Below are 20,851 nucleotides of genomic sequence, written 5' to 3'. Positions count from 1 at the left end.
GACTACCTCTACTGTGCCGCGATGGTGGACGTTGTGGCTGGAATCGCCGGTACGTCGATGCCGTACAACTCGGCAGCGTTGCGCCAGCAGAGTTTGTCGCGCTGCTCCGTCGAATACGTCGACGGAACGGTCAGCTGATTCGCGTCCCAGTGCGGGTAACTCGATCCGAACATCACCATGTCCTCCTTACCGGTGAAGGAAGCCCATTCGCCCGCGAAGTCGGTGTCGCCAGGTCCGTCCAGGCTGCCCTGGACGAAGTAGACGTGGCCGGGTAGGTAGTCGCTGGGCATCTTCGGCGCCCACGGGGTCTGCTCGAGATGGGGCCGCCCGAAGCAGTCCATCCGCCAGATGAACGGCGTCAGCATGTCCGCGGCGCCGTCGGCCCACACGAACTTCAGCGTCGGCGTCCGCTCGAACACGCCCTCGGCGATCATGTTCATCAGGTGGTACAGGTAATTCAGCGACATGAAGGACAGGTACTGCTCATAGGTGCGGGTTTTTCCCGATGGCGTAGGGGGGAACGCGATACCCGCTCCCACCTCGATGTGAACTGCCACCGGCAGATTCGCCTCCGCTGCGGCATCCCACAACGGCCAGAACTGGGGCTTGCCGTAGAGCTCCCGCGACTGCAGCGGAACGCCGATTTGCACCACGCCGGGATGGTCTTTGTACTTCTGGATTTCGCGCAGCGCACCCGCGACGTCATCGGGATCGACCCGGATGGTGCCCCGGAAACGGGCGCCGAACTCGCCGTCCAGCCAGCGGGTCACCATCATCTCGTTGTGCGCGGCCGCGATCGCGGTGCCCAGGTGCCGGTCCGGCATGATGCCGCGCGTCATCGGATGAAGCACCGCGATATCCACCCCCCGCCGCTCGAACAACTCCTCGGCGACCAGGCTCGGGTCGGATCCGGGGTACTGACGGTCGGGACCCCTTGCGCCCTTGAGGTATTCGCCGCCGGGTGCGCCGTACCAATCCATCTCATAGTCGGGAAAGCCGCGGCTCGCGAACGGTTCCCGCAGAAAATTCTGCCGCAGATCCTTGTTCGATCCGGCGAAGATGTGCACGCTCGCGTCGATGACGGGGGTGTGCGTTCCGTCGGGGTGCGCTAGAGCCAAGGCTGTCCTCCGATGCTCGTCCGGAAAACGTGATGGGCACGCTTCGTTGACGGTGTGCCAGCGACACCGGACTCCACCCTCAGTGTAGATCCTAATTCTTCATTCGCAAGAACATTGTTCTCGGCATGGACGTATGCTTCACCGCAGGTGGGCACCGCTGCTGGTCACTTGCACAGCGCCCGGATCGGGAGAACGGATACTTGATAGAGGAGAATGTCCGATCGATTCACGAGAATGCTATTCTCGTCGAGACGTGACAGCGCATCAGGAGGCGGCGGGTGCTACTCGAATTTGATGCAGATCAGCGACTGTGGCAGGAAACCGTGCGCGACGCGGTGGCCAAGCAGTGCCCGGCGACGCTGGTCCGTGAAGTGGCTGAACAGGATGCCGATCCGGCACCGCTGTGGACGAGCTACATCGACCAGGGTTGGACTGAACTGACCGATCCGGACAATGCGGTGGAATTGGCGATCGTGTTGGAGGAACTCGGCCGGGCCACCGACCTCACTCCTTATCTGGCGACGATGACGCAGTTCGCACCGCTGGCCGGGGAGCGTTTCGATCCCACCCGGGCCGGCACCGCTGTCTACGGTGGGGTGAGCGCGCACAGGGACGCCACCGGATGGGTGCTGTCCGGAACGGCGCACCATGTGCTCGACGGCGACCGTGCCGAGACACTTGCCGTCGTCACCGATGCCGGCGTGTTCCTGGTCGATGCGGGCAGCGCCATCATTCGTCGCACCCAGGTCTTCGACCCTGTGCTGCACGTGGCGGAGGTGGCCTTCGACGGGGTTCAGCTCGCCGATACCGAGCGGGTGCACACGGACACGGAGAAGGCTCATCACCTGGCCTTGACGGGGATCGCCGTGACGACCGTCGGCGCCTGCCAGCGGGTGCTCGACCTCGCGCTCGACCACATCAAGCAGCGTCAACAGTTCGGTGTGCCGATCGGGTCCTTTCAGGCGGTCCAGCACAAGGCCGTCGACATGCACATCGCGATCGAACGCGCCCGCGCGCTGTCCTACTTCGCCGCGCTGACGATCGCCGCCGACGACCCGCGCCGGCGACTGGCCGCGGCGATGGCGAAAGCCGCAGCGGGCGAATGCCAGGCCGTGGTGTTCCGTCACGGCCTGCAACTGTTCGGTGCGATGGGCTTCACGTGGGAGAACGACGTGCAGTTCGCATTGAAGCGGGCCAAGGCCGGAGAGCTGCTGTTGGGTGGCGCCGCCGAGCACCGGGCGCTGATCGCCGCCGAATACCGCATGACGTACAGGGGACTGTAAATGCAGCTGACATTCGATGCCGACGTCGAAGAATTCCGCGCCGAGTTCTCCGCGTTCCTCGACGCCAACCTGCCGTCGGAGGCGCAGACGCTGGAGCGCCCCCGGTCGGTGTCGCACATGCCGCAGTGGGCGCGCGACTGGCAGCGACTCCTGTTCGACAACGGTTGGCTGCTGCCGGCTCAACCGCCGGAGTTCGGTGGGCGCAATGCGACGGTGGTGCAGACCTTCGTCCACCTCGACGAACTGTGCCGTCGCCGGATCTATCACAGCTTCAACCCACAGGGCGTCAACATCATTGCGGCGTCGCTACTGACGTTCGGCACCGAGGAACAGAAGCAGCGCTGGGCCGTCCCGGTACTGCGCGGTGAGCGGACCGCATCACTGGGTATGAGCGAGCCCAGCGCGGGCTCCGATCTGGCCTCGTTGCGCACCCGCGCTGTTCCGGACGGCGACCATTTCGTGGTCAACGGCCAGAAGGTGTGGACCTCGGGCGCCCATGACGCCGACTTCCTGCTGACGTTCGTGCGCACCGATCCAGATGCGCCCAAGCACAAGGGAATCAGCGTGCTGATCATCCCGACCGACACCGCCGGTGTGGTGTGCCGGCCGTTCGCCGACATGACGGGCGAGGAGAATCTCGACTTCAACGAGGTCTTCTTCACCGATGCGCGGGTGCCTGTCGAGAACCTCGTCGGGCCCCTGAACGGCGGTTGGGGCGTGGCCAACGGCTCGCTCGGGCACGAGCGAACCATGATGTGGCTCGGCTTCGCCGACCGCATCGACAACATGCTGGCCGATTTCCACCCACGCACCGAGCTCGAACGTGACCAATACGCCACGACCGTCATGGATTATCAGGCGCTGCGTGCGATGGGCTCGGCGGCGTTGGCCAGGGCGTCGCGCGGTGAGGCGGACACCGCCTCGGTGTCGGTGCTCAAACTGTTCGGTTCCGAGGCCGAGCGCAACGCGTTCGAGAACGCGCTGACCGCGGCAGGCCCGGACGGGTTGGTGCATCCGTCGACCACCGGCCCCTACGCACACATGAACCTCGACCACTACTTCTCAAGCTGGTTCGAGCGTTACGCCAGGAGCTTCGGCGGCACCATCGCGGGCGGCACCTCCGAGATCCAGCGCAACATCATCGCCACCCAGGTCCTGAGCTTGCCCCGCCGCTGAGTTTCCGGGAACGGCTCAGTAGTTGTTGCAGCTACCGGCGATCGAGCTGATCGGCCCGAAGTACTGCTGTGCCATCGGGTGGCCCTGCAGCTGTGCCACCGTCTGCTGCCGCTGGTCGACGGGGGAGGCCAGGAAGTTCCTCAGTGCGCCCTGGGCGAACGGCGACGTGTTGAATTCCTGCGCGAGCTGTGGCTGTTCCGCGTTGAGCGCGGCGATCACCTGGTCGTAGGTGCACGTCGTATGGACGACGGGACCGAAGTCGGGCTGAGCGGACGCCACACCGACCGACAGCGGCACCGACAATGCCAGCCCACCGAGCGCGATCGCCAGATTCTTGCGTGACAGTTTGACCATGTTCTCCACCCCACGTTTCATCGCGCCCATCGGGCGGCGTGTTTGCTCAGATGTCGGCGCGAACCGACTTCAATCGAGGTTAACAGGCCGCACTCGCGGCCTGTGATCTTGATTTCGCGCAACCGGGCGCGACAGGGATGTTTCGGATTCGAGGTGCTTGTGCCGAGGATCGTCGTCAGTATGTGGCTGCAATCCTCGGCTCAGACGCAATTATTCGATGACCGCGGCTTCCTTACGTTCGGTGATGGGCCGGGCGAGTTCCTGCTCGTTGCAAATGCGCTGCAGCTTGTCCAGCGTCTCGTCCAGTCCCGGACCCATCCGCTTGCCGGGGGTGAACGTAGCGGGCAGATTGCGCATACCCTGGATCACCCCGATGCTGTCGTAGTGCACGGTGCCCGCGGGATCGCACACGTAATCCGGCATCCGATCGAGCACCGCGGTGAGCATCGATTTGAACACCGTGCGCGCGACGTTGGAACCCACGCACCGGTGCACGCCGATGCCGAAACTGAAATGCCGGTTGCCTTTTCGATCCATGACGATTTTGTTGGGATCCTCGAACACCGCGGGATCCCGATTGGCCATCGCCCATGAGATCCACAACCGCTCACCCTCTTTGAAGCTGGTTCCCTCGATCTCGACGTCCTCGGAGAAGGTGCGGCCGTCACCGGGTGCGGGGGTGAAGAAGCGCAGGAACTCCTCGGTGGCCGGGTTGAGCAGCGTGTCGCGTTCGCGGCTGAGCAGTTCGCGCTGATCGGGGTGCTCGCCCAACCACTCCAGCGCATGCGCGGTGAGTGCGGTGGTGGTGTCGAAGCCGCCGCCGATGATGAGTCCGAGGTTGCCCAGGATCTCCATATCGGGAGCGGGTTCGCCGTCGATCCGCAACTGCAGCAGGGCGTTGATCAGGCCCGGCCGTGGATTCTCCTTCATCGCGAACATGTTGGTGAGTAGGTCGATGCCCATTTCACGGTGCTGCTCGTTGATCTTCTCGCGGTCCGGCGAGTGCTCCGGGGTGTACACCGAGGCATGGGTGGGTTCGCTGTAGACGTTCCATTTCTTGAGGTCAAGGCCCATCATCGCCAGCGTGAGCACCGCGGGTACGACGTTGGCCAGGTCATCGACGAAGTCGATGCGTCCGGTCTCGATCTTCTCGTCGAGAGCCGCTCTGGTGATCTCGTCGACGAACGGCACCCACCGCTTGATCGCTGCCGGGGAGAGATACGGATTGAGTGCGCCGCGGTAGGTGCTGTGATCGGGCTCGTCCATTTCCAGGATTCCGCCACGCACCGTGGCGGCCCGGCTGGCCAACGGGATGCTGATGCCCTCGTAGCCGGTGCCCTCACCGGTGAGGTCGTGGTCGTTGGACACCGCGGGACAGCGGGCAAGTTCGAACACTTCCTTGCTGCCCGCGGCCACCCAGTGCCCGTTGTACACGTCGGTCCACGCCATCGGACACCGGGCGTGCATCTCCTCGGTGATCTTCTCGAACTGCAACCGGTACTCCGGCGTATGCCGGTCGAAGTGGTAACTGTTCTTCTTACGGTCGTCGTCTGTCGTGGGCTCATCGCTGTCGATGCTCACGGCGTTGTCTCCCTTGATATTCAGCTCTAGTCCTCGAGGAGGATGGCCTGCTCCGGGCATGAGTGGGCGGCTTCGCGAACCAGATCCTCCTGGTCGACGGGCACGATGTCGGACACCGGTGAGGAATGACCGTCGACATCGTCCAGTTCGAATGAGTCAGGGGCGATCATCGCGCACAGGGTATGGCCCTGGCAGCGACTTCCGTCAACCGAAACTTTCACTGCGCCAACTCCTTCCGCGTTGATGGATGTCGCATTAGACGTGGTAGTCGTACCACTTGAGATAGCCACCCGCATCGACCCGCAACTGCATGCCGGTGACGTACCGGGACTCGTCCGACGCCAGCCACAACACGGCGTTGCTGATGTCCTCGGGCTCGATGAAGTTCACCTTCATCGCCTGCTGGATGCCGAAGACCGGCTCGGCATCGGCGCGGGTGGGATTCTCCAGATCCGGCCGGAACGAGCGGTACATCGGCTCGCTCTGCAACATGTTGGTGTTGCAGTTCGTCGGGTGGATGACGTTGGCCCTGATGCCGCGGACGGCAAGTTCGGTGGCGAGGTAGTGCACGTACTCGGAGATCATCTTCTTCGAGACCATGTACCCCATGCCGCCCGGATCCGCGCCCGGGTTGGGCTTGTTGCTCGCATCCATCAACGCGGCGGCCGAGGCGGTCGCGATGATCGAGGCACCCTCGGCAAGGTGGGGCAGCGCGACCTGAATGGCGTTGATGGTGCCGATCAGGTTGGTGTTGATGCCGTCGGTCCAGGCCTGCATCGGAGGCTGGCCCTTCATGGCCGCGACGCCGGCCTGTGCCACCACGATGTCGACCTTGCCGAACTCGGCCAGGCCCGCCTCGAGGGCGGCCTTGAGTTGGCTGGCCTCGCGAACGTCGGCCTTGGCGGTGACGATCCGGCGGCCGGTCTTCTCGACGAACTTCGCGGTTTCCTCGAGGTCCTCGGGAGTCGCCATCGCGTAACCGATGGTCTCGACGTTCTCGCAGAGGTCCACCGCGATGATGTCGGCACCCTCTTCGGCCAGTCGCACGGCGTGGCTGCGGCCCTGACCGCGTGCGGCGCCGGTGATGAATGCGACCTTGCCCTCAACACGTCCCACAGAACTGTCCTTTCAGTGTGCTTCGCAGCTGTTTGGCTGGTGCCTGGATCAACGGTTTGCTCCTCGCGTCCGCCTAGGTATTGCGTCCGCCGTTGACCCCGAGGATCTGCCCGGTGATGTAGCCGGCTTCCTCGGAGACGAAGAAGGCGCACGCGGCCGCGATGTCCTCGGGCCTGCCGATCCGTCGTACCGGCGTCTGGGCGATCTGCTGCTCGACGTCACCGAGGAATCCGCGCTCCCCGGCCTTGCGCAGCATCGGGGTGTCGATGAAGCCGGGGGGCACGGCATTGACGGTGATTCCCAGCGGGCCATATTCCAGAGCCAGGGATTTCGTGAGCCCGTTGATCGCGGACTTGGCCGCCACGTAGGGCGCCATGAAGGGCTGTCCAGAATGCGTGCTGGAGGAGGAGATGTTGACGATGCGGCCCCAGCCGGCCTCGATCATCTCGGGCAGCACGGCCTGGATGCAGTGGAACGTTCCGTTGAGGTTGACGTCGATCACGCGCTGCCACCGGTCGAAGGAAATGTCGGTGAAGCGTTTGAAGCAGTCGAGCCCGGCCGCGTTGACGAGCACCGAGACCGGACCGAGCTGTGCCCGGATGGCATCGAGTGCGTTGTCGACGGCGGCACGGTCGGTCACGTCGGCGACGTGGGCGAAATCGTCGTCAGAGGGCTGCAGATCCAGTGTCGCCACGTTGAGGCCATCGGCACGCAACCGCGCAGCGATGGCGGCACCGATGCCGGAACCGCCACCGGTGACGACTGCATTCTTCACGACAGGTCTCCGGGTACCAGGTGGGACTCGGGTGGCTCAAGCATCAAGAATCATCCTTCCGATTATGAGAACCGTACTCTCGGAGGTGTACATCTCGCAAGATCTGACCACATCCCCAATGCGACGCGCGTAGGGCTTGCGGCGGGTCTGCATACCCTATGACTAGCCAATCTAGGTTTCCCTTGAGTTCTCATGTTGCGAATGTATGATTCGCCGGTGATGAGAATGAAGTTTCCATCACACTGTGTAAATCGCTGAGGAGGATGATGCAGGAAACGCCGACGATCGCGGACGTGAATCAGGCAGACCGGAAGATGTTGATCGGCGGCGAACTGCGTGAAACCCCGCGGACGTTTCCTTCCGTCAACCCTGCAACGGGCGACGTGCTGGGATACGCACCCGATGCCACCGTTGCCGACGCCGAGGCTGCCGTCGCCGCGGCGCGTGACGCTTTCGACAACACGGAATGGGCGACCAACACCGAACTGCGCGTGCATTGCCTGGAGCAGTTCCACCAAGCGCTCATCGACCACCGGGACGAGCTGGCCGCAATGACTACTGCGGAAGTCGGCGCCACCGCGGCGTTGTGCGCAGGCGCGCAGCTCGATCAGCCGATCGACATCGTGCGGTACTACGCCGAGCTGCTGGCGACCTACCCGTTGACCGAGGACCTCGGGAACATCGAGAGCCGCGGCATGCAGCACCACCGGTGGGTCGAGAAGGAAGCCGGCGGCGTGGTGGCCGCGATCATCGCCTACAACTATCCCAACCAGCTCGCCCTGGCCAAGCTCGCACCTGCGCTGGCCGCCGGCTGCACCGTGGTGCTCAAGGCTGCGCCCGACACCCCGCTCATCACGCTGGCACTCGGTGAGCTGATCGCCAACCACACCGACATCCCGGCAGGCGTCGTCAACATCCTGTCCGGAGCGGATCCCGAAGTCGGTGCGGTGCTCACCACGAGCCCGGACGTCGACATGGTGACGTTCACCGGGTCGACGCCGACGGGGCGGCGCATCATGGCCGCCGCGAGCGAGACCCTCAAGAAGGTGTTCCTCGAACTGGGCGGCAAGTCCGCCGCGATCGTGCTCGACGATGCCGACTTCGGCACTGCGGCATTGTTCTCGGCGTTCAGCATGGTCACGCATGCCGGTCAGGGCTGCGCGCTGACCTCGCGGCTGCTGGTGCCCGCCAAGCACAAAGACGAGATCGTCGAGCTCGTCAAGAACAACTTCGGGCACGTGCGGTTTGGAAACCCAGCGGATCCGTCGAATTACATGGGGCCACTGATCAGCGAGCGTCAGCGCGACAAGGTCGACGGCATGGTCAAACGCGCCGTCGAGGCCGGGGCCACCCTGGTGACCGGCGGCGAGAAGGTGGAGCCCGGCTATTTCTATACGCCCACCCTGCTGGCGGATGTGGATCCCGACAGCGAAATCGCACAGGAAGAGGTCTTCGGACCTGTTCTGGCGGTCATCGCCTACGAAGACGACGACGATGCGGTGCGCATCGCGAACAACTCGATCTACGGGCTGTCGGGCGCGGTGTTCGGCAGCGAGGACCGCGCGCTGGCGGTGGCCCGCCGGATCAGGACCGGGACGTTCTCCATCAACGGCGGCAACTACTTCAGTCCGGACAGTCCGTTCGGGGGCTACAAGCAGTCGGGTATCGGCCGCGAGATGGGCACCGCGGGACTTGAGGAGTTTCTGGAGTCCAAGACGTTCGCCCGCGTGGTGAGCTGATGAGCGCTTGCGCGAAGAGGAGAGAGCTATGACCGGCGGGCAGGAGCGAAGCGCACCGGGGAACGAGTCCGGGCCCTTGGCAGGCATCCGTGTCCTCGAGGTGGCGATGTACGGCTTCGTACCGTCAGCCGGGGCCGTGCTGGGGGAGTGGGGCGCCGACGTCATCAAGGTCGAGCACGCCGTGACCGGCGATCCGCAGCGCGGGTTGCGTCAGACCGGGCCGTTGCGCGTCGAGGGTGACCCCAACCCGAACATCGAGCATGCCAACCGCGGCAAGCGCAGCATCGGGCTGGACATGTCGGTGCCGGAGGGCCGGGAGGTTCTGTTGGAACTGGCGCGGCGCGCCGACGTGTTCCTGACGAGCTTCCTGCCCGGGCACCGGCAGAAGTTCGGCATCGATGTCGACGACATCCGCGCGGTCAACCCCGACATCATCTATGCCCGCGGCAGCGCGCTGGGTCCCCGGGGCGAGGAATCGGGCAAGGGCGGTTATGACATGACCGCGTTCTGGTGTCGGGCCGGTACGGCGGCGACGATCACCCCGCCAGGAACCGACGGAATGATCGCGCCGCCAGGGCCTGCCTACGGCGACACCATCTCGGGCACCAACCTGGCCGGGGGCATCGCCGCGGCACTACTCAAACGGGAACGCACCGGCGAGCCGTCCGTGGTCGACGTCTCGCTGCTGGGCAGCGGGCTGTGGTCGATGGGCCACACCGTTGCTCTGACCCAACACCTGAACCAGCTGATGGTGACCCCGCCGCCCGGGATCCACGGCTCGCCGATCAATCCGCTCGTGGGCCTGTACGCGACCGCGGACGACCGCTACATCTCGTTCGTGATGATGCAGCCGACCAAGTTCTGGGCCGACGTGTGCCGCCACATGGAACTCGACCACTACATCGACGATGAGAGGTTCGCGACGGCCGAGTCGTTCGCAGAGAACACGGCCGCGGCGGTGGAGATTCTCACCGAGGCGATGAAGAAGCGGCCCCTTCCCGAGTGGAGTGAACGCTTCACGACGCTGGCCGGTCCATGGGCCCCGGTGCAGGACACCCTGCAAGCCGCCGCCGACGCCCAGGTCCGGGCCAACGAATACATCCTGCAGGCAGGCGAGCTCGAACTGGTGACCAACCCGGTGCAGTTCGACGTCGGCGCGCCCAGCACAGGTCCGGCGCCGGGCTTCGCCGAACAGACCGACGACATCCTGGTCGAGTTGGGTTTGGACTGGGACCGGATCATCGAGCTCAAAACGGCCGGCGCCGTTACCTAGGCCGAGCTCATATGCCCTCTATCGCGTCCATCGGGACCTTCCTGCCGTGCCGGGGAAGCCGGCATCGCAGAACGGTCGGCGACGACGAAGACCTCGGCGTCGACATCGGGCCTGCCGCCGCGTGGCCGGACACCCCGGTACTTGTGACGGGGGTAGACCATGACAAAGTGGGGGCGCTGTGTACAGGCGAGCCGCCTCAATTGCCAACCACCGGAGCAAGTTCTAGCTTGTTTGCCCTCGCGGCACCGGCAGAGTCCGATACCATCGGCCCCTTGGTTGCGGTTGAGCAGGCAAGTTTGTCAGGTATCACTGTGACGAGCGGGGAGGCTCAGGTGATCCGGTGCGAACGAGGGGCGCGGCCGTTCCCCCCAGGGACGGTGATTCCTGGTACCGACGTGCAGATTTCGCGTGCTGCGGACATGCGCGCCTTTGATGCGAAAGTATGTTGGGAGGCAGGAAAATTCGCGGACAGTGGGGACCCGGACGGTGTTGCCGTACGGGTACCGTTCAAGGTAACTGGCCCGGAACTCCGGATCCCACAGCGGTACGCCACTCCCGAGTACGGCAACGCCTGTGAACCGGTGGTCGCGGCATGAGGAGGGTAGCCCTCGACGGCGCCCGAATCGGCCTGGCGCACAATAGCTGCGGCTCGACCACGGTGTCGGCGGTCACCGGCCGGGACGGGAGTTCTCATGGCGGATAGATGGTCGACCGGCGTTCCCCTGGTACGCAATCTGTCAGGGCCGATGCAGGCTGTCGGCGCATTGTTCTCAATGTCGCTGGATGCGATCAAGTTTGCGTTCCGCCGGCCGTTTCAGGGTCGGGAGTTTCTGGAGCAGTGCTGGTTTGTGGCTCGGGTGTCGATGGCGCCGACGCTCTTGGTGGCGATCCCGTTCACGGTGTTGGTGAGTTTCACCCTCAACATCTTGTTGCGGGAGTTGGGTGCTGCCGACCTGTCCGGTGCCGGTGCGGCGTTCGGTGCCGTGACCCAGCTGGGTCCGATGGTGACGGTGCTGATCGTTGCAGGCGCGGGTGCGACCGCGATGTGTGCGGACCTGGGGTCGCGCACCATCCGCGAGGAGATCGACGCCATGGAGGTGCTGGGCATCAACCCGGTGCAGCGGTTGGTGACGCCCAGGATCCTTGCCTCGGGTCTCGTCGCGTTGTTGCTCAACAGTCTGGTGGTGATCATCGGCATCCTGGGCGGTTACGTGTTCTCGGTGTTCATCCAGGACGTGAATCCCGGTGCGTTCGCGGCGGGCATCACGTTGCTGACCGGGGTACCGGAGGTGGCGATTTCGTGTGTGAAGGCGGCGTTGTTCGGGCTGATCGCCGGGATGGTGGCGTGTTACCGCGGGTTGACGATCACCGGTGGCGGTGCGAAGGCGGTGGGCAATGCGGTCAATGAGACCGTGGTGTACGCGTTCATGGCGTTGTTCGTGATCAACGTGGTGGTCACCGCCATCGGTATCCGGATGACGACGGGTTAGGCGCAGCCATGGGAACCATGACGATTCTGCGGTCGACATACCCGCGGTTGACCCGCCAGTTCAACAAGCCGGTGTCGACGTTGGGCCGTATCGGCGATCACACACTGTTCTACGTCAAGGCCCTGGGAGGCACGCCGCACGCGGCGCTGCACTACCGCAAGGAACTTGTCCGGTTGATCGCCGAGATCTCCATGGGTGCGGGCACGTTGGCAATGATCGGCGGCACCGTGGTGATCGTCGGGTTCTTGACCCTGGCCACCGGCGGGGTGTTGGCGATCCAGGGTTACTCCTCGTTGGGCAACATCGGTATCGAGGCGTTGACCGGATTCTTGTCGGCGTTCATCAACGTGCGCATCGCCGCGCCGGTGGTCGCGGGTATCGGCCTGGCCGCCACCTTCGGTGCCGGGGTGACCGCCCAGTTGGGTGCGATGCGCATCAACGAGGAGATCGACGCCCTGGAGGCGATGGCCATCCGACCGGTGGAGTATCTGGTGTCGACGCGCATCGTGGCCGGCATGATCGCGATCACGCCGCTGTATGCGATTGCGGTGATCCTGTCGTTTCTGGCATCGCAGTTCACCACGGTGGTGTTGCTCGGACAGTCCGGTGGTCTGTACAGCCACTACTTCGACACGTTCCTGAACCCGATCGACCTGCTGTGGTCGTTTCTGCAGGCCGTGCTGATGGCGCTCACCATTCTCCTGATCCACACGTACTTCGGGTATTTCGCGAGCGGCGGCCCGTCGGGGGTGGGGGTCGCGGTCGGTAATGCAGTGCGGACCTCGTTGATCGTGGTGGTATCGGTGACGCTGCTGGTGTCACTTTCGGTGTACGGCTCCAACGGAAACTTCAACCTGAGTGGCTAGCGGTCGGGGAGAGACACAGTGACACGTAACGTCGGCCCGGGCCCAGCCCACCGGTCCGAAACCACCAGCGCGGCAAGGCCGGTGGCAGCCCGTGCCGGACGCAGCTTCGGCGCCGGCGGCTACGCCCGCCCGTTGGCAGGTTTGACGACCGTGGTCGTGGTCGGCCTGATCGTTGCGCTGGCGGTCGCGCTGTTCCGCGGCAGCTTCACCAAAACGGTTCCCCTGACCGTGATTTCCGAGCGTGCCGGCCTGGTGATGAACCCGGACGCCAAAGTCAAGATGCGCGGTGTCCAGGTGGGCAAGGTCGGGACGATCGAATCGCTACCCGACGGCAGAGCCGCGTTGCACCTGGAAATGGATCCGTCCCAGCTGCGGCTGATCCCCGGCAACGCAACGGCCGATATCGCGTCGTCGACGGTGTTCGGCGCGAAGTTCGTCAACCTGGTCCCGCCGGAGAATCCGGAGGGCACCATGCCCGCCGGATCGGTGCTGACCGGCGACCACGTGACCGTCGAGATCAACACGGTCTTCCAGCAACTCACCCAGGTCCTGGACAAGATCGACCCGGTCAAGCTGAACGAAACCCTGGGCGCGATGTCGGCCGCGTTCTCGGGACGGGGTGAGAAGATGGGACAGACGCTGACCGACTTCGAGGCGCTGCTGGCCAAACTGGAACCGAGCCTGCCCAACCTGTCGCATGACATCGAGGCGATGTCCGCGGTGTCGAACGCCTATGGCGATGCCGCACCGGATCTACTGCGCACTCTCGACAACACCAACCGGATCAGCGACACCATCGTCGCGGAGCAGAACAACCTCGATGCCTTCCTGGTGAGCGCGATCGGCCTGGCCGACGTCGGCAACGATGTGGTCGGCAGCAACCGGCAGGCACTCAGCACCACGCTGAGTCTGTTGGCGCCGACGACCGATCTGCTCAATGAGTACTCACCGGCGCTCAAGTGCGCGCTGCAGGGCATGGTCACGGTGAAGAACCAGCCTCCGGCGATGGATCCGGGCATCGTCGTGCAGTTGGCGTTCACACTGGGCATCGAGCGCTACCGGTATCCCCAGAACCTGCCCAAGGTCGCGGCCAAGGGTGGACCGCACTGTATGGGGCTGCCCAACGTCGGTTTCGGAAACCGTGCGAAATACCTTGTCACCGATACCAATGCCAATCCGTGGCAGTACGGGAACCAGGGGATTCTGCTCAATTCCGACGGCCTCAAGCAGATGTTGTTCGGGCCGTTGGACGGACCGCCGCGCAACACCGCACAGATCGGACAGCCCGGATGACCCGCGGCAAGAGCACGTTCTTCAAGTTCGGGGCATTCGCGGTCGTGATGGCGGTGCTCACCGCATTCCTGTTCATGACGTTCTCCGAATACCGGGGTGGCAGTTACTCCCGCTATTCGGCGGTGTTCGGTGACGCTTCACGGCTGGAGTCCGGTGATTCGGTGCGGGTCGCCGGTGTGCGAGTCGGCACGGTCAAAAGCGTTTCACTGCAACCGGACAAGTCGGTGCTGGTCGATTTCGACGCCGATCGCAGTATCGCTCTGACCACCGGCACCAAGGCCGCGGTCCGTTATCTGAACCTTGTCGGTGACCGGTATCTCGAACTGCTCGACAGCCCCGGGTCGACCAGGCTGCTGCCGTCCGGCTCGCGGATTCCCAAGGAGCGCACCGAAAGTGCGCTTGACCTCGATCTGCTGCTGGGTGGTTTGCGCCCGGTCATCCAGGGGCTGAACCCCAAGGACGTCAATGCCCTGACCTCCTCGCTGATCCAGATCTTCCAGGGGCAGGGTGACACCCTCGATTCGCTGATGAGCAAGACCTCGTCGTTCTCCAACACACTGGGCGACAACAACGAGGTCATCCAGCAGCTCATCGACAACCTGAACGTCGTGGTCGGCACGCTGGCCAAGGACGGTGACAAGTTCTCCGGAACCGTCGACCGGCTCGAGCAGTTGGTGAGTGGTCTGTCGCAGGACCGCGACCCGATCGGCACGGCCATCACGTCGCTGGACAACGGCACCGCATCCCTGGCGAGCCTGCTGACCGAGGCGCGCCCGCCGCTGGCCGGGACTGTTGATCAGCTCAACCGGCTGGCACCGCTGCTCGACGACAACAAGGCTGTCCTCGACCGCGGGCTGCAGAAGGGCCCGGACAACTATCGCAAGATGGCTCGGCTCGGGTCCTACGGCAGCTGGATCATGTACTACGTCTGCGGACTCAACCTGCGCGTTACCGATCTTCAGGGCCGAACCGCGGTCTTCCCCTGGATCAAACAAGAAGGCGGGAGGTGCGCGGAGCCCTGATGCTCAAGTACCGCGATTCGAAACTGATCAAGGCCGGCTTCATCGGCACCGTGTTGATGATTCTGGTGATAGCGGTCGGGCTGCAACCGGAACGGTTGATGCAGTGGGCCAGCTCGGTGCGCCACGAGGCGCTGTTCACCGAGGCCGGCGGTATCGCTGTCGGAAACGATGTCACGCTGTCGGGCATCAAGATCGGGTCGGTCACCGATGTTTCGCTGCAGAACGGCGATGCACGGGTCACCTTCACGACCGAGGGCAAGCAGTCACTGGGCGCGTTGACCTCGGCGCACATCCGGACCGGGTCGCTGCTCGGCGAGCGTGTGCTGACACTGGAGTCCGACGGCAGCGGCACCTTGCGGTCGACCGATGTGATCCCGACGTCGCGGACGTCGTCGCCGTACTCACTGACTGATGCAGTCGGTGACTTGACCACCAGCACGGCGGGCACCGATACCGCATCGCTGAACCAGTCGTTGGACACCCTGTCGGCGACAATTGACCAGCTGGCACCGAAACTCGGCCCTACGTTCGACGGTCTGAGCCGGTTGTCCAAGTCGATCAACGGCCGCAACGAGAGTCTGGCCGGCCTGCTGAAGAGTGCCGCCGATACGACGCAGGTCCTTTCACAGCGCAGTCAGCAGCTGAACACGTTGATTCTCAACGCGAATGATCTTCTGGGGGTCCTCAACGACCGCAGGCAGGCCATCGTGGACCTGCTGGCCAACACTTCGGCGGTATCCCAACAACTCAGCGGCCTGGTGGCCGACAACGAGAAAGAGTTGGCGCCGACACTGGAGCGACTCAACCGGGTGACCGAAATCCTGGAGAAGAACCGCGACAACATCAACAAGATGCTTCCCGACATGAAGAAATTCTGGTTGGCCCAGGCCGAAACCCTGGCCAACGGTCCGTACTACAACGCATTCGTACCGAACCTGTTGGTGAGCCAGGCCGCACTGCAGCCATTCATGGACTACGCCTTCGGGTTCCGGCGCGGCAACAACGCCGGACAACCCCCCGACAATGCGGGCCCGCGGGCCGAGTTCCCGTTCCCGTACAACGGAATTCCCGGAGGATCCCGCTGATGAACCGCAAGCGTTTGATCACCGGTTTGTCGGTGGTGCTGGCGGCGCTACTCGTCGCAGGCGCAGGGGTCCTGGTGCGCCAGGCGTTCTTTGCGCCGAAAACCATCTCGGCGTATTTCACCTCGGCCACCGGTATCTATCCCGGCGACGAGGTTCGGGTGTCTGGTGTGAAAGTCGGCACCATCGATTCGATCAAACCGGAGGGTACCCAGACCCGGGTGGTACTGAAGGTCGACCGCGCGGTGCCGATACCGGATGGCGCGAAAGCAATCATCGTGGCGCAGAACCTGGTTGCGGCACGTTATGTGCAGCTGACGCCGGCCTACCGGTCGAGCGGTCCGACGCTGCCCGACAACGCCGTAATCGGTGTCGAGCACACCGCGGTACCGGTCGAATGGGATGAGGTGAAAGAGCAGCTGATGCGGCTGTCCACCGAACTCGGACCCAAGAACGGGGTGGACGGCACCTCAGTGTCGCGGTTCATCGACAGTGCCGCCAACGCCTTGGACGGCAACGGAGAAAAGCTGCGCGAGACCATCACCCAGCTGTCCGGGGTGGCCCGCGTCCTCGCCGAGGGCAGTGGCAACATCGTCGATGTCATCAAGAACCTGCAGACCTTCGTCACCGCACTCCGGGACAGCAATGTGCAGGTGGTGTCCTTCCAGAATCGGCTGGCAACGTTGACCAGCGTCATCGACGGCAGCCGGTCGGACCTGGATGCAGCGTTGACGGATTTGTCGACCGCGGCCGTCGAGGTGCGGCGTTTCATCGCAGGTTCGCGCGACCAGACCTCCGAGCAGGTTCAGCGGCTGGCCAACGTCACCCAGATTCTGGTCGACAACAAGGTGAACGTGGAGAACCTGCTACACATCACCCCCAACGCCCTGGTCAACGCCTACAACATCTACAACCCCGACACCGGCAGTCCGGTAGGCCAATTCGTATTGCACGGGTTCTCCAACCCGGTCCAGTTCATCTGCGGTGCCATCGGCGCGGTCGAGAACACAACGGCTCCGGAGACGGCGAAACTGTGTGCGCAATACCTCGGCCCGGCCATGCGGCTGTTGAGCGTCAACAACATGCCGTTCCCGGTCCAGCCGTACCTCGCACCGTCTGCGAATCCGGAGAACATCGTCTACTCCGAACCGGGCCTGGCGCCAGGGGGCGGTGGCGGCTCACCTGAGACGCCGGACATCCCGATCCCGCCGTCGCAGTCCGCCTATGTACCGGGCCCCCCACCGCCGGCGCCGTTCACCGGCCGCCCGCCGGGGGTCCCGGGACCGGGAGCGCAGGAGATGCTCCCGGGCGCTCCACCGGTGGTGCCGCCGAACGTGCCGTCCTCGGTACGGGACATGCTCAATCCGGCGGATACGCCCCCGGCGCCTCCCCCCGGTCCATTACCGGCCGAGGCTCCACTGGACCCCGCGGCTGGTCCGGCTCCGGGACCGGCCCCCGGCCCTGATGCGGGGCCCGCCCCGGTCGACGTTCCTGCACCGCCATCACCGCCAGAAGGGATGCCCCCCGCATGATCAGCGGAAAACGGCTCCGATTGTCGCTGGCCGCCGGGTCCTGCGTCGCCTTGACGGCCAGTGGTTGTGCCTTTCAGGGGGTCAACTCACTGCCGTTGCCCGGCGCGGTAGGCCGTGGCGCGGAATCCAGCGTCTACCACGTCGAGATCGGCAATGTCGCGACGTTGGAACCGAATTCACCGGTGATGATGAACGACGTCGTCGTCGGCAGCGTGCGCCGCATGTCGGTCAGGGACTGGCATGCCGAAGTCGAATTCTCGGTGAAGCCCGACGTGGTGATCCCGGCCAATGTGGTTGCCAGCATCGGTCAGACCAGCCTGCTGGGTTCGATGCACCTGGCCGTCAATCCGCCGGTCGGCAAACCGGCTGAGGGCGCATTGCCGCCGGGCTCGACCATCCCACTGAACGACGCATCGACCTACCCGACGACCGAGCAGACGTTGTCCTCGTTGGCCGCCGTGGTCAATGGCGGCGGGCTCGGCCAGATCGGCGATGTCATCCACAATTTCAGCACCGCGGTCAACGGTCGGGAAGATGACTTCCGCAATCTGCTCACCCGGTTGGATACCTTCGTCGGGACGCTGGATGCCCAACGTGACAACATCGTGGCCTCGATCCAGTCACTGAACCGGTTGGCTGCGACTTTCGCCGGCCAGCGCGATGTCATCACCCGTGCGCTGGAGAAAATACCTCCGGCGATGGACGTGCTGATCAAAGAACGCCCCCGGCTGACCACCGCGCTGCAGAAGCTCGGCACATTCAGTGATACCGCCAACCAGCTGGCGAACGACTCCCAGGCTGACCTCGTGCGCAATCTACGGAACCTGGAACCCGCCCTCGCGGCGTTGGCTGATGTCGGACCGGAACTGCCCAGCGTCCTGGAGTTCGCCGCGCACTACCCGTTCACCCAAGGCTTCATCGACCGTGATATCCGAGGCGACTACTTCAACCTGTTCGCCACCATCGACCTCACCATTCCGCGGCTCAAGCGCAGCTTCATGCTGGGGACCCGCTGGGAGCAGGAGGGCGCCCAACTGGTGCCGGCACCCGGCGATCCGGCCCACCTCAACTACACCTACGACCCGCTCAAGACAGGCGCGACCCCGCCGCCGCCCGGCGCGTTCCCGCCGGAGCCGGCATCGGCGCCGGTCGACACGTCGTCCGAAGCGGCCGTACCGCCGCCGGTGTATGCGGGTCCGGTGCTCCCGGTGATCCCGCAGCAACCGTTCGCAGGGATGGGCGATGCACCGCCGCCACCCGCCCCCGACGGGCCGGCGCAGATCTTCGCCGGACCCTACGGCGCCCAATCCAATTCGCCGGGACCGGCTCCTGCAGCCCCACCAGCTCCGACGACAGGGGGTGGTGGATAGATGCTCACGCGGTTTATCCGGACTCAGCTGATTCTGTTCACCGTCGCCTCGATCGTCGGTGTGGCCGTCATGCTGTTCGCCTATATGCAGATTCCGACCCTGCTGGGGGTCGGCCGGATCACGGTGAAGCTCGAACTGCCCGCGACCGGTGGGCTGTACCAGTTCAGCAACGTGACCTACCGGGGCTCGCAGATCGGGAAGGTCACCTCGGTTGCGTTGACCGAGAAAGGCGCCGAGGCAACGCTTTCGCTGGATCGTTCCCCGAAGGTGCCCGCCGATCTGCAGGCCCAGGTCCGCAGCATGTCGGCGGTCGGCGAGCAGTACGTAGATCTGCTGCCGCGCACCGACGCGGCGCCCTACCTGCAGAACGGGTCGGTGATCGCGATGTCGAACACCACGATTCCGCAGCAGGTGGGCCCGATGCTCGATCAGCTCAGCGCTTTGGTGAACACCATTCCGAAGGACAAGCTGAGCCAGCTGCTCGACGAGTCGTACAACGCGTTCAACGGCACCGGTTACGACTTCGGCTCACTGTTGGACTCGGCGTCGACGATCACTAATGACGCCAATGCGATCTCGGACCAGACCAGACAGCTGGTCGACGACTCCGGTCCGTTCCTCGATGCGCAGGCACAGACGAGCGATTCGATCCGGACCTGGGCGGCCAGTCTGGCCGGCATCACCGGTCAGATGGTCGAGAGTGATCCCCAGTTCCGGTCGGTTCTCAAGAACGGTCCCGGCTTTGCGCAGGAGACCTCGCGTCTGCTGGAGCAGGTGAAGCCCACCCTGCCCGTGCTGTTGGCGAATATGACCACCTTGGGTCAGGTCCTGGTGACCTACCACCCGTCGATCGAGCAGGTGCTGGTGCTCTTCCCACCCTATGTCGCCCAGACACAGACCTACCTGCCTGCCAACAACCCGACGGGTATGCCCAACGGTGAATTCTCGCTCGGGCTCGGCGATCCGAACTCGTGTACCGTGGGGTTCCTGCCGCCGTCGGCGTGGCGTTCCCCGTCCGACACGTCGGTGGTCGACACGCCGGACAACATCTACTGCAAGCTGCCGCAGGATTCTCCGATCGCGGTCCGCGGTGCGCGCAACTATCCGTGCATGGAGCATCCGGGTAAGCGTGCTCCCACGGTCGAACTGTGCAACGACCCCAAGGGATTTCAGCCGCTGGCGCAGCGGCAGCACACCCTCGGTCCGTACCCGTTCGATCCGAACCTGGTCTCCCAGGGCATACCTCCCGACTCCAGGGTGGAACTCGACGACAACACGTTCGGGCCGATAGACGGCACTGCACTACCGCCGGGTGTGGCAGTTCGTGCACCTGCGCCGCTGCCGGAACCGCAAGGGCCACCGAGTTTCCCGGCCATGGGACCGGGCGCGCTCCCACCGGGACCGGCGATCTTCCCCGAACCACCTGTCCCGGGGCAGGGGCCTCCACCCGAACCGGATCTGGATGCGGTGCCGACGCCACCCGGACAGCTTCCGCAAGAGGTGCCGGTACCGCATGGTCCGCCGGCGGGTTCACCGATGGACCCGTCCGCACCGACCACATCGATGGATCCGGTGACTGCGCCTGCCGGTTACTCCGGTGGCGGCCCGACCGGCCCGTCGCTGGCGATCAGTAAGTACAACCCGCGGACCGGGGAGTACTCGGGCGAGGACGGCAAGCTGTACAAACAGGCCAACCTGACGACCACGGCCAAGTCGTGGCAGGACATGCTGCCGATCTAGACCGTCATGAGACGGAACCGGCCTCGGGCTTTTCCCGTGGC

Annotated in this window: 18 protein-coding genes; 12 read left to right on the top strand and 6 right to left on the bottom strand. The window is 64.5% G+C overall.

Translation table 11 applies throughout. The features are described 5' to 3' along the window. Positions 1-8: 8 nt before the first annotated feature. Positions 9-1,118: an amidohydrolase family protein gene (locus M1247_RS23075; protein ID WP_317158714.1), complete on the bottom strand. Its 1,110-nt coding sequence runs from the start codon at positions 1,116-1,118 to the stop codon at positions 9-11. Positions 1,119-1,396: 278 nt separating this feature from the next. On the opposite strand from M1247_RS23075, the gene M1247_RS23070 reads away from it, so the two are divergent. Continuing rightward, the gene (locus tag M1247_RS23070) at positions 1,397-2,401 is read left to right on the top strand and encodes an acyl-CoA dehydrogenase family protein (RefSeq protein ID WP_317158713.1); all 1,005 of its coding nucleotides are present in this window, start codon (positions 1,397-1,399) and stop codon (positions 2,399-2,401) included. Then, positions 2,402-3,577: an acyl-CoA dehydrogenase family protein gene (locus M1247_RS23065; protein ID WP_317158712.1), complete on the top strand. Its 1,176-nt coding sequence runs from the start codon at positions 2,402-2,404 to the stop codon at positions 3,575-3,577. It abuts the gene before it with no gap. 15 nt (positions 3,578-3,592) lie between these two features. On the opposite strand, the gene M1247_RS23060 is transcribed toward M1247_RS23065, so the two are convergent. The 5 genes from M1247_RS23060 to M1247_RS23040 all read right to left on the bottom strand — a co-directional run bounded on the left by M1247_RS23060 (position 3,593) and on the right by M1247_RS23040 (position 7,403). After that, a complete protein-coding gene (locus M1247_RS23060; RefSeq protein ID WP_317158865.1) occupies positions 3,593-3,931 on the bottom strand; it encodes a hemophore-related protein in 339 nt (112 codons plus the stop codon). A gap of 210 nt (positions 3,932-4,141) precedes the next feature. After that, entirely contained in the window at positions 4,142-5,506 is a 1,365-nt protein-coding gene (locus tag M1247_RS23055) for a cytochrome P450 (RefSeq protein WP_410506928.1), read from the bottom strand. 32 nt (positions 5,507-5,538) lie between these two features. Next, positions 5,539-5,733, bottom strand: a complete 195-nt coding sequence (locus M1247_RS23050; protein WP_317158710.1) for a ferredoxin — start codon at positions 5,731-5,733, stop codon at positions 5,539-5,541. 34 nt (positions 5,734-5,767) lie between these two features. Continuing rightward, positions 5,768-6,628, bottom strand: coding sequence for a mycofactocin-coupled SDR family oxidoreductase (locus M1247_RS23045; protein ID WP_317158709.1), 861 nt, complete (start codon positions 6,626-6,628; stop codon positions 5,768-5,770). Between the two features lie 73 nt (positions 6,629-6,701). Then, positions 6,702-7,403 (bottom strand): SDR family NAD(P)-dependent oxidoreductase, encoded by a 702-nt coding sequence (locus M1247_RS23040; protein ID WP_317158708.1) that lies wholly within the window; start codon positions 7,401-7,403, stop codon positions 6,702-6,704. Between the two features lie 266 nt (positions 7,404-7,669). Between M1247_RS23040 and M1247_RS23035 the strand changes: the two genes are divergently transcribed. The 10 genes from M1247_RS23035 to M1247_RS22990 all read left to right on the top strand — a co-directional run bounded on the left by M1247_RS23035 (position 7,670) and on the right by M1247_RS22990 (position 20,810). Then, on the top strand, positions 7,670-9,142 hold the full coding sequence (locus M1247_RS23035; protein WP_317158707.1) for an aldehyde dehydrogenase family protein: 1,473 nt from the start codon (positions 7,670-7,672) through the stop codon (positions 9,140-9,142). Positions 9,143-9,170: 28 nt separating this feature from the next. After that, the gene (locus tag M1247_RS23030; RefSeq protein ID WP_317158706.1) at positions 9,171-10,415 is read left to right on the top strand and encodes a CaiB/BaiF CoA transferase family protein; all 1,245 of its coding nucleotides are present in this window, start codon (positions 9,171-9,173) and stop codon (positions 10,413-10,415) included. A gap of 692 nt (positions 10,416-11,107) precedes the next feature. After that, positions 11,108-11,905, top strand: a complete 798-nt coding sequence (locus M1247_RS23025; RefSeq protein WP_317158705.1) for an MlaE family ABC transporter permease — start codon at positions 11,108-11,110, stop codon at positions 11,903-11,905. An 8-nt stretch (positions 11,906-11,913) separates the two neighbouring features. Continuing rightward, entirely contained in the window at positions 11,914-12,771 is an 858-nt protein-coding gene (locus M1247_RS23020) for an MlaE family ABC transporter permease (protein ID WP_317158704.1), read from the top strand. Between the two features lie 18 nt (positions 12,772-12,789). After that, complete coding sequence (locus M1247_RS23015) at positions 12,790-14,064, top strand: MCE family protein (RefSeq protein WP_410506925.1); 1,275 nt, start codon at positions 12,790-12,792, stop codon at positions 14,062-14,064. Next, the gene (locus M1247_RS23010; RefSeq protein WP_317158703.1) at positions 14,061-15,086 is read left to right on the top strand and encodes an MCE family protein; all 1,026 of its coding nucleotides are present in this window, start codon (positions 14,061-14,063) and stop codon (positions 15,084-15,086) included. The genes M1247_RS23015 and M1247_RS23010 overlap by 4 nt, the downstream gene beginning before the upstream one ends. After that, on the top strand, positions 15,086-16,171 hold the full coding sequence (locus M1247_RS23005) for an MCE family protein (RefSeq protein WP_317158863.1): 1,086 nt from the start codon (positions 15,086-15,088) through the stop codon (positions 16,169-16,171). Before M1247_RS23010 ends, M1247_RS23005 begins: the two co-directional genes overlap by 1 nt. Beyond that, on the top strand, positions 16,171-17,700 hold the full coding sequence (locus M1247_RS23000) for an MCE family protein (RefSeq protein WP_317158702.1): 1,530 nt from the start codon (positions 16,171-16,173) through the stop codon (positions 17,698-17,700). The genes M1247_RS23005 and M1247_RS23000 overlap by 1 nt, the downstream gene beginning before the upstream one ends. Beyond that, positions 17,697-19,070, top strand: a complete 1,374-nt coding sequence (locus M1247_RS22995; RefSeq protein WP_317158701.1) for an MCE family protein — start codon at positions 17,697-17,699, stop codon at positions 19,068-19,070. Before M1247_RS23000 ends, M1247_RS22995 begins: the two co-directional genes overlap by 4 nt. Beyond that, positions 19,071-20,810, top strand: coding sequence for an MCE family protein (locus M1247_RS22990; protein WP_317158700.1), 1,740 nt, complete (start codon positions 19,071-19,073; stop codon positions 20,808-20,810). Positions 20,811-20,851 lie beyond the last annotated feature (41 nt).

It is taken from the genome of Mycobacterium appelbergii, assembly GCF_032883035.1.
GTDB classification, from domain to species: domain Bacteria; phylum Actinomycetota; class Actinomycetes; order Mycobacteriales; family Mycobacteriaceae; genus Mycobacterium; species Mycobacterium appelbergii.
This window is presented reverse-complemented; position numbering and strand designations above follow the sequence as displayed.

Coding starts and splice junctions, on each gene's coding strand:
- M1247_RS23000 (WP_317158702.1), top strand. CDS start 16,171: ATGAACCGCAAGCGTTTGATCACCGGTTTGTCGGTGGTGCTGGCGGCG.
- M1247_RS23030 (WP_317158706.1), top strand. CDS start 9,171: ATGACCGGCGGGCAGGAGCGAAGCGCACCGGGGAACGAGTCCGGGCCC.
- M1247_RS23020 (WP_317158704.1), top strand. CDS start 11,914: ATGGGAACCATGACGATTCTGCGGTCGACATACCCGCGGTTGACCCGC.
- M1247_RS23060 (WP_317158865.1), bottom strand. CDS start 3,931: ATGGTCAAACTGTCACGCAAGAATCTGGCGATCGCGCTCGGTGGGCTG.
- M1247_RS23010 (WP_317158703.1), top strand. CDS start 14,061: ATGACCCGCGGCAAGAGCACGTTCTTCAAGTTCGGGGCATTCGCGGTC.
- M1247_RS22990 (WP_317158700.1), top strand. CDS start 19,071: ATGCTCACGCGGTTTATCCGGACTCAGCTGATTCTGTTCACCGTCGCC.
- M1247_RS22995 (WP_317158701.1), top strand. CDS start 17,697: ATGATCAGCGGAAAACGGCTCCGATTGTCGCTGGCCGCCGGGTCCTGC.
- M1247_RS23005 (WP_317158863.1), top strand. CDS start 15,086: ATGCTCAAGTACCGCGATTCGAAACTGATCAAGGCCGGCTTCATCGGC.
- M1247_RS23025 (WP_317158705.1), top strand. CDS start 11,108: ATGGCGGATAGATGGTCGACCGGCGTTCCCCTGGTACGCAATCTGTCA.
- M1247_RS23065 (WP_317158712.1), top strand. CDS start 2,402: ATGCAGCTGACATTCGATGCCGACGTCGAAGAATTCCGCGCCGAGTTC.
- M1247_RS23035 (WP_317158707.1), top strand. CDS start 7,670: ATGCAGGAAACGCCGACGATCGCGGACGTGAATCAGGCAGACCGGAAG.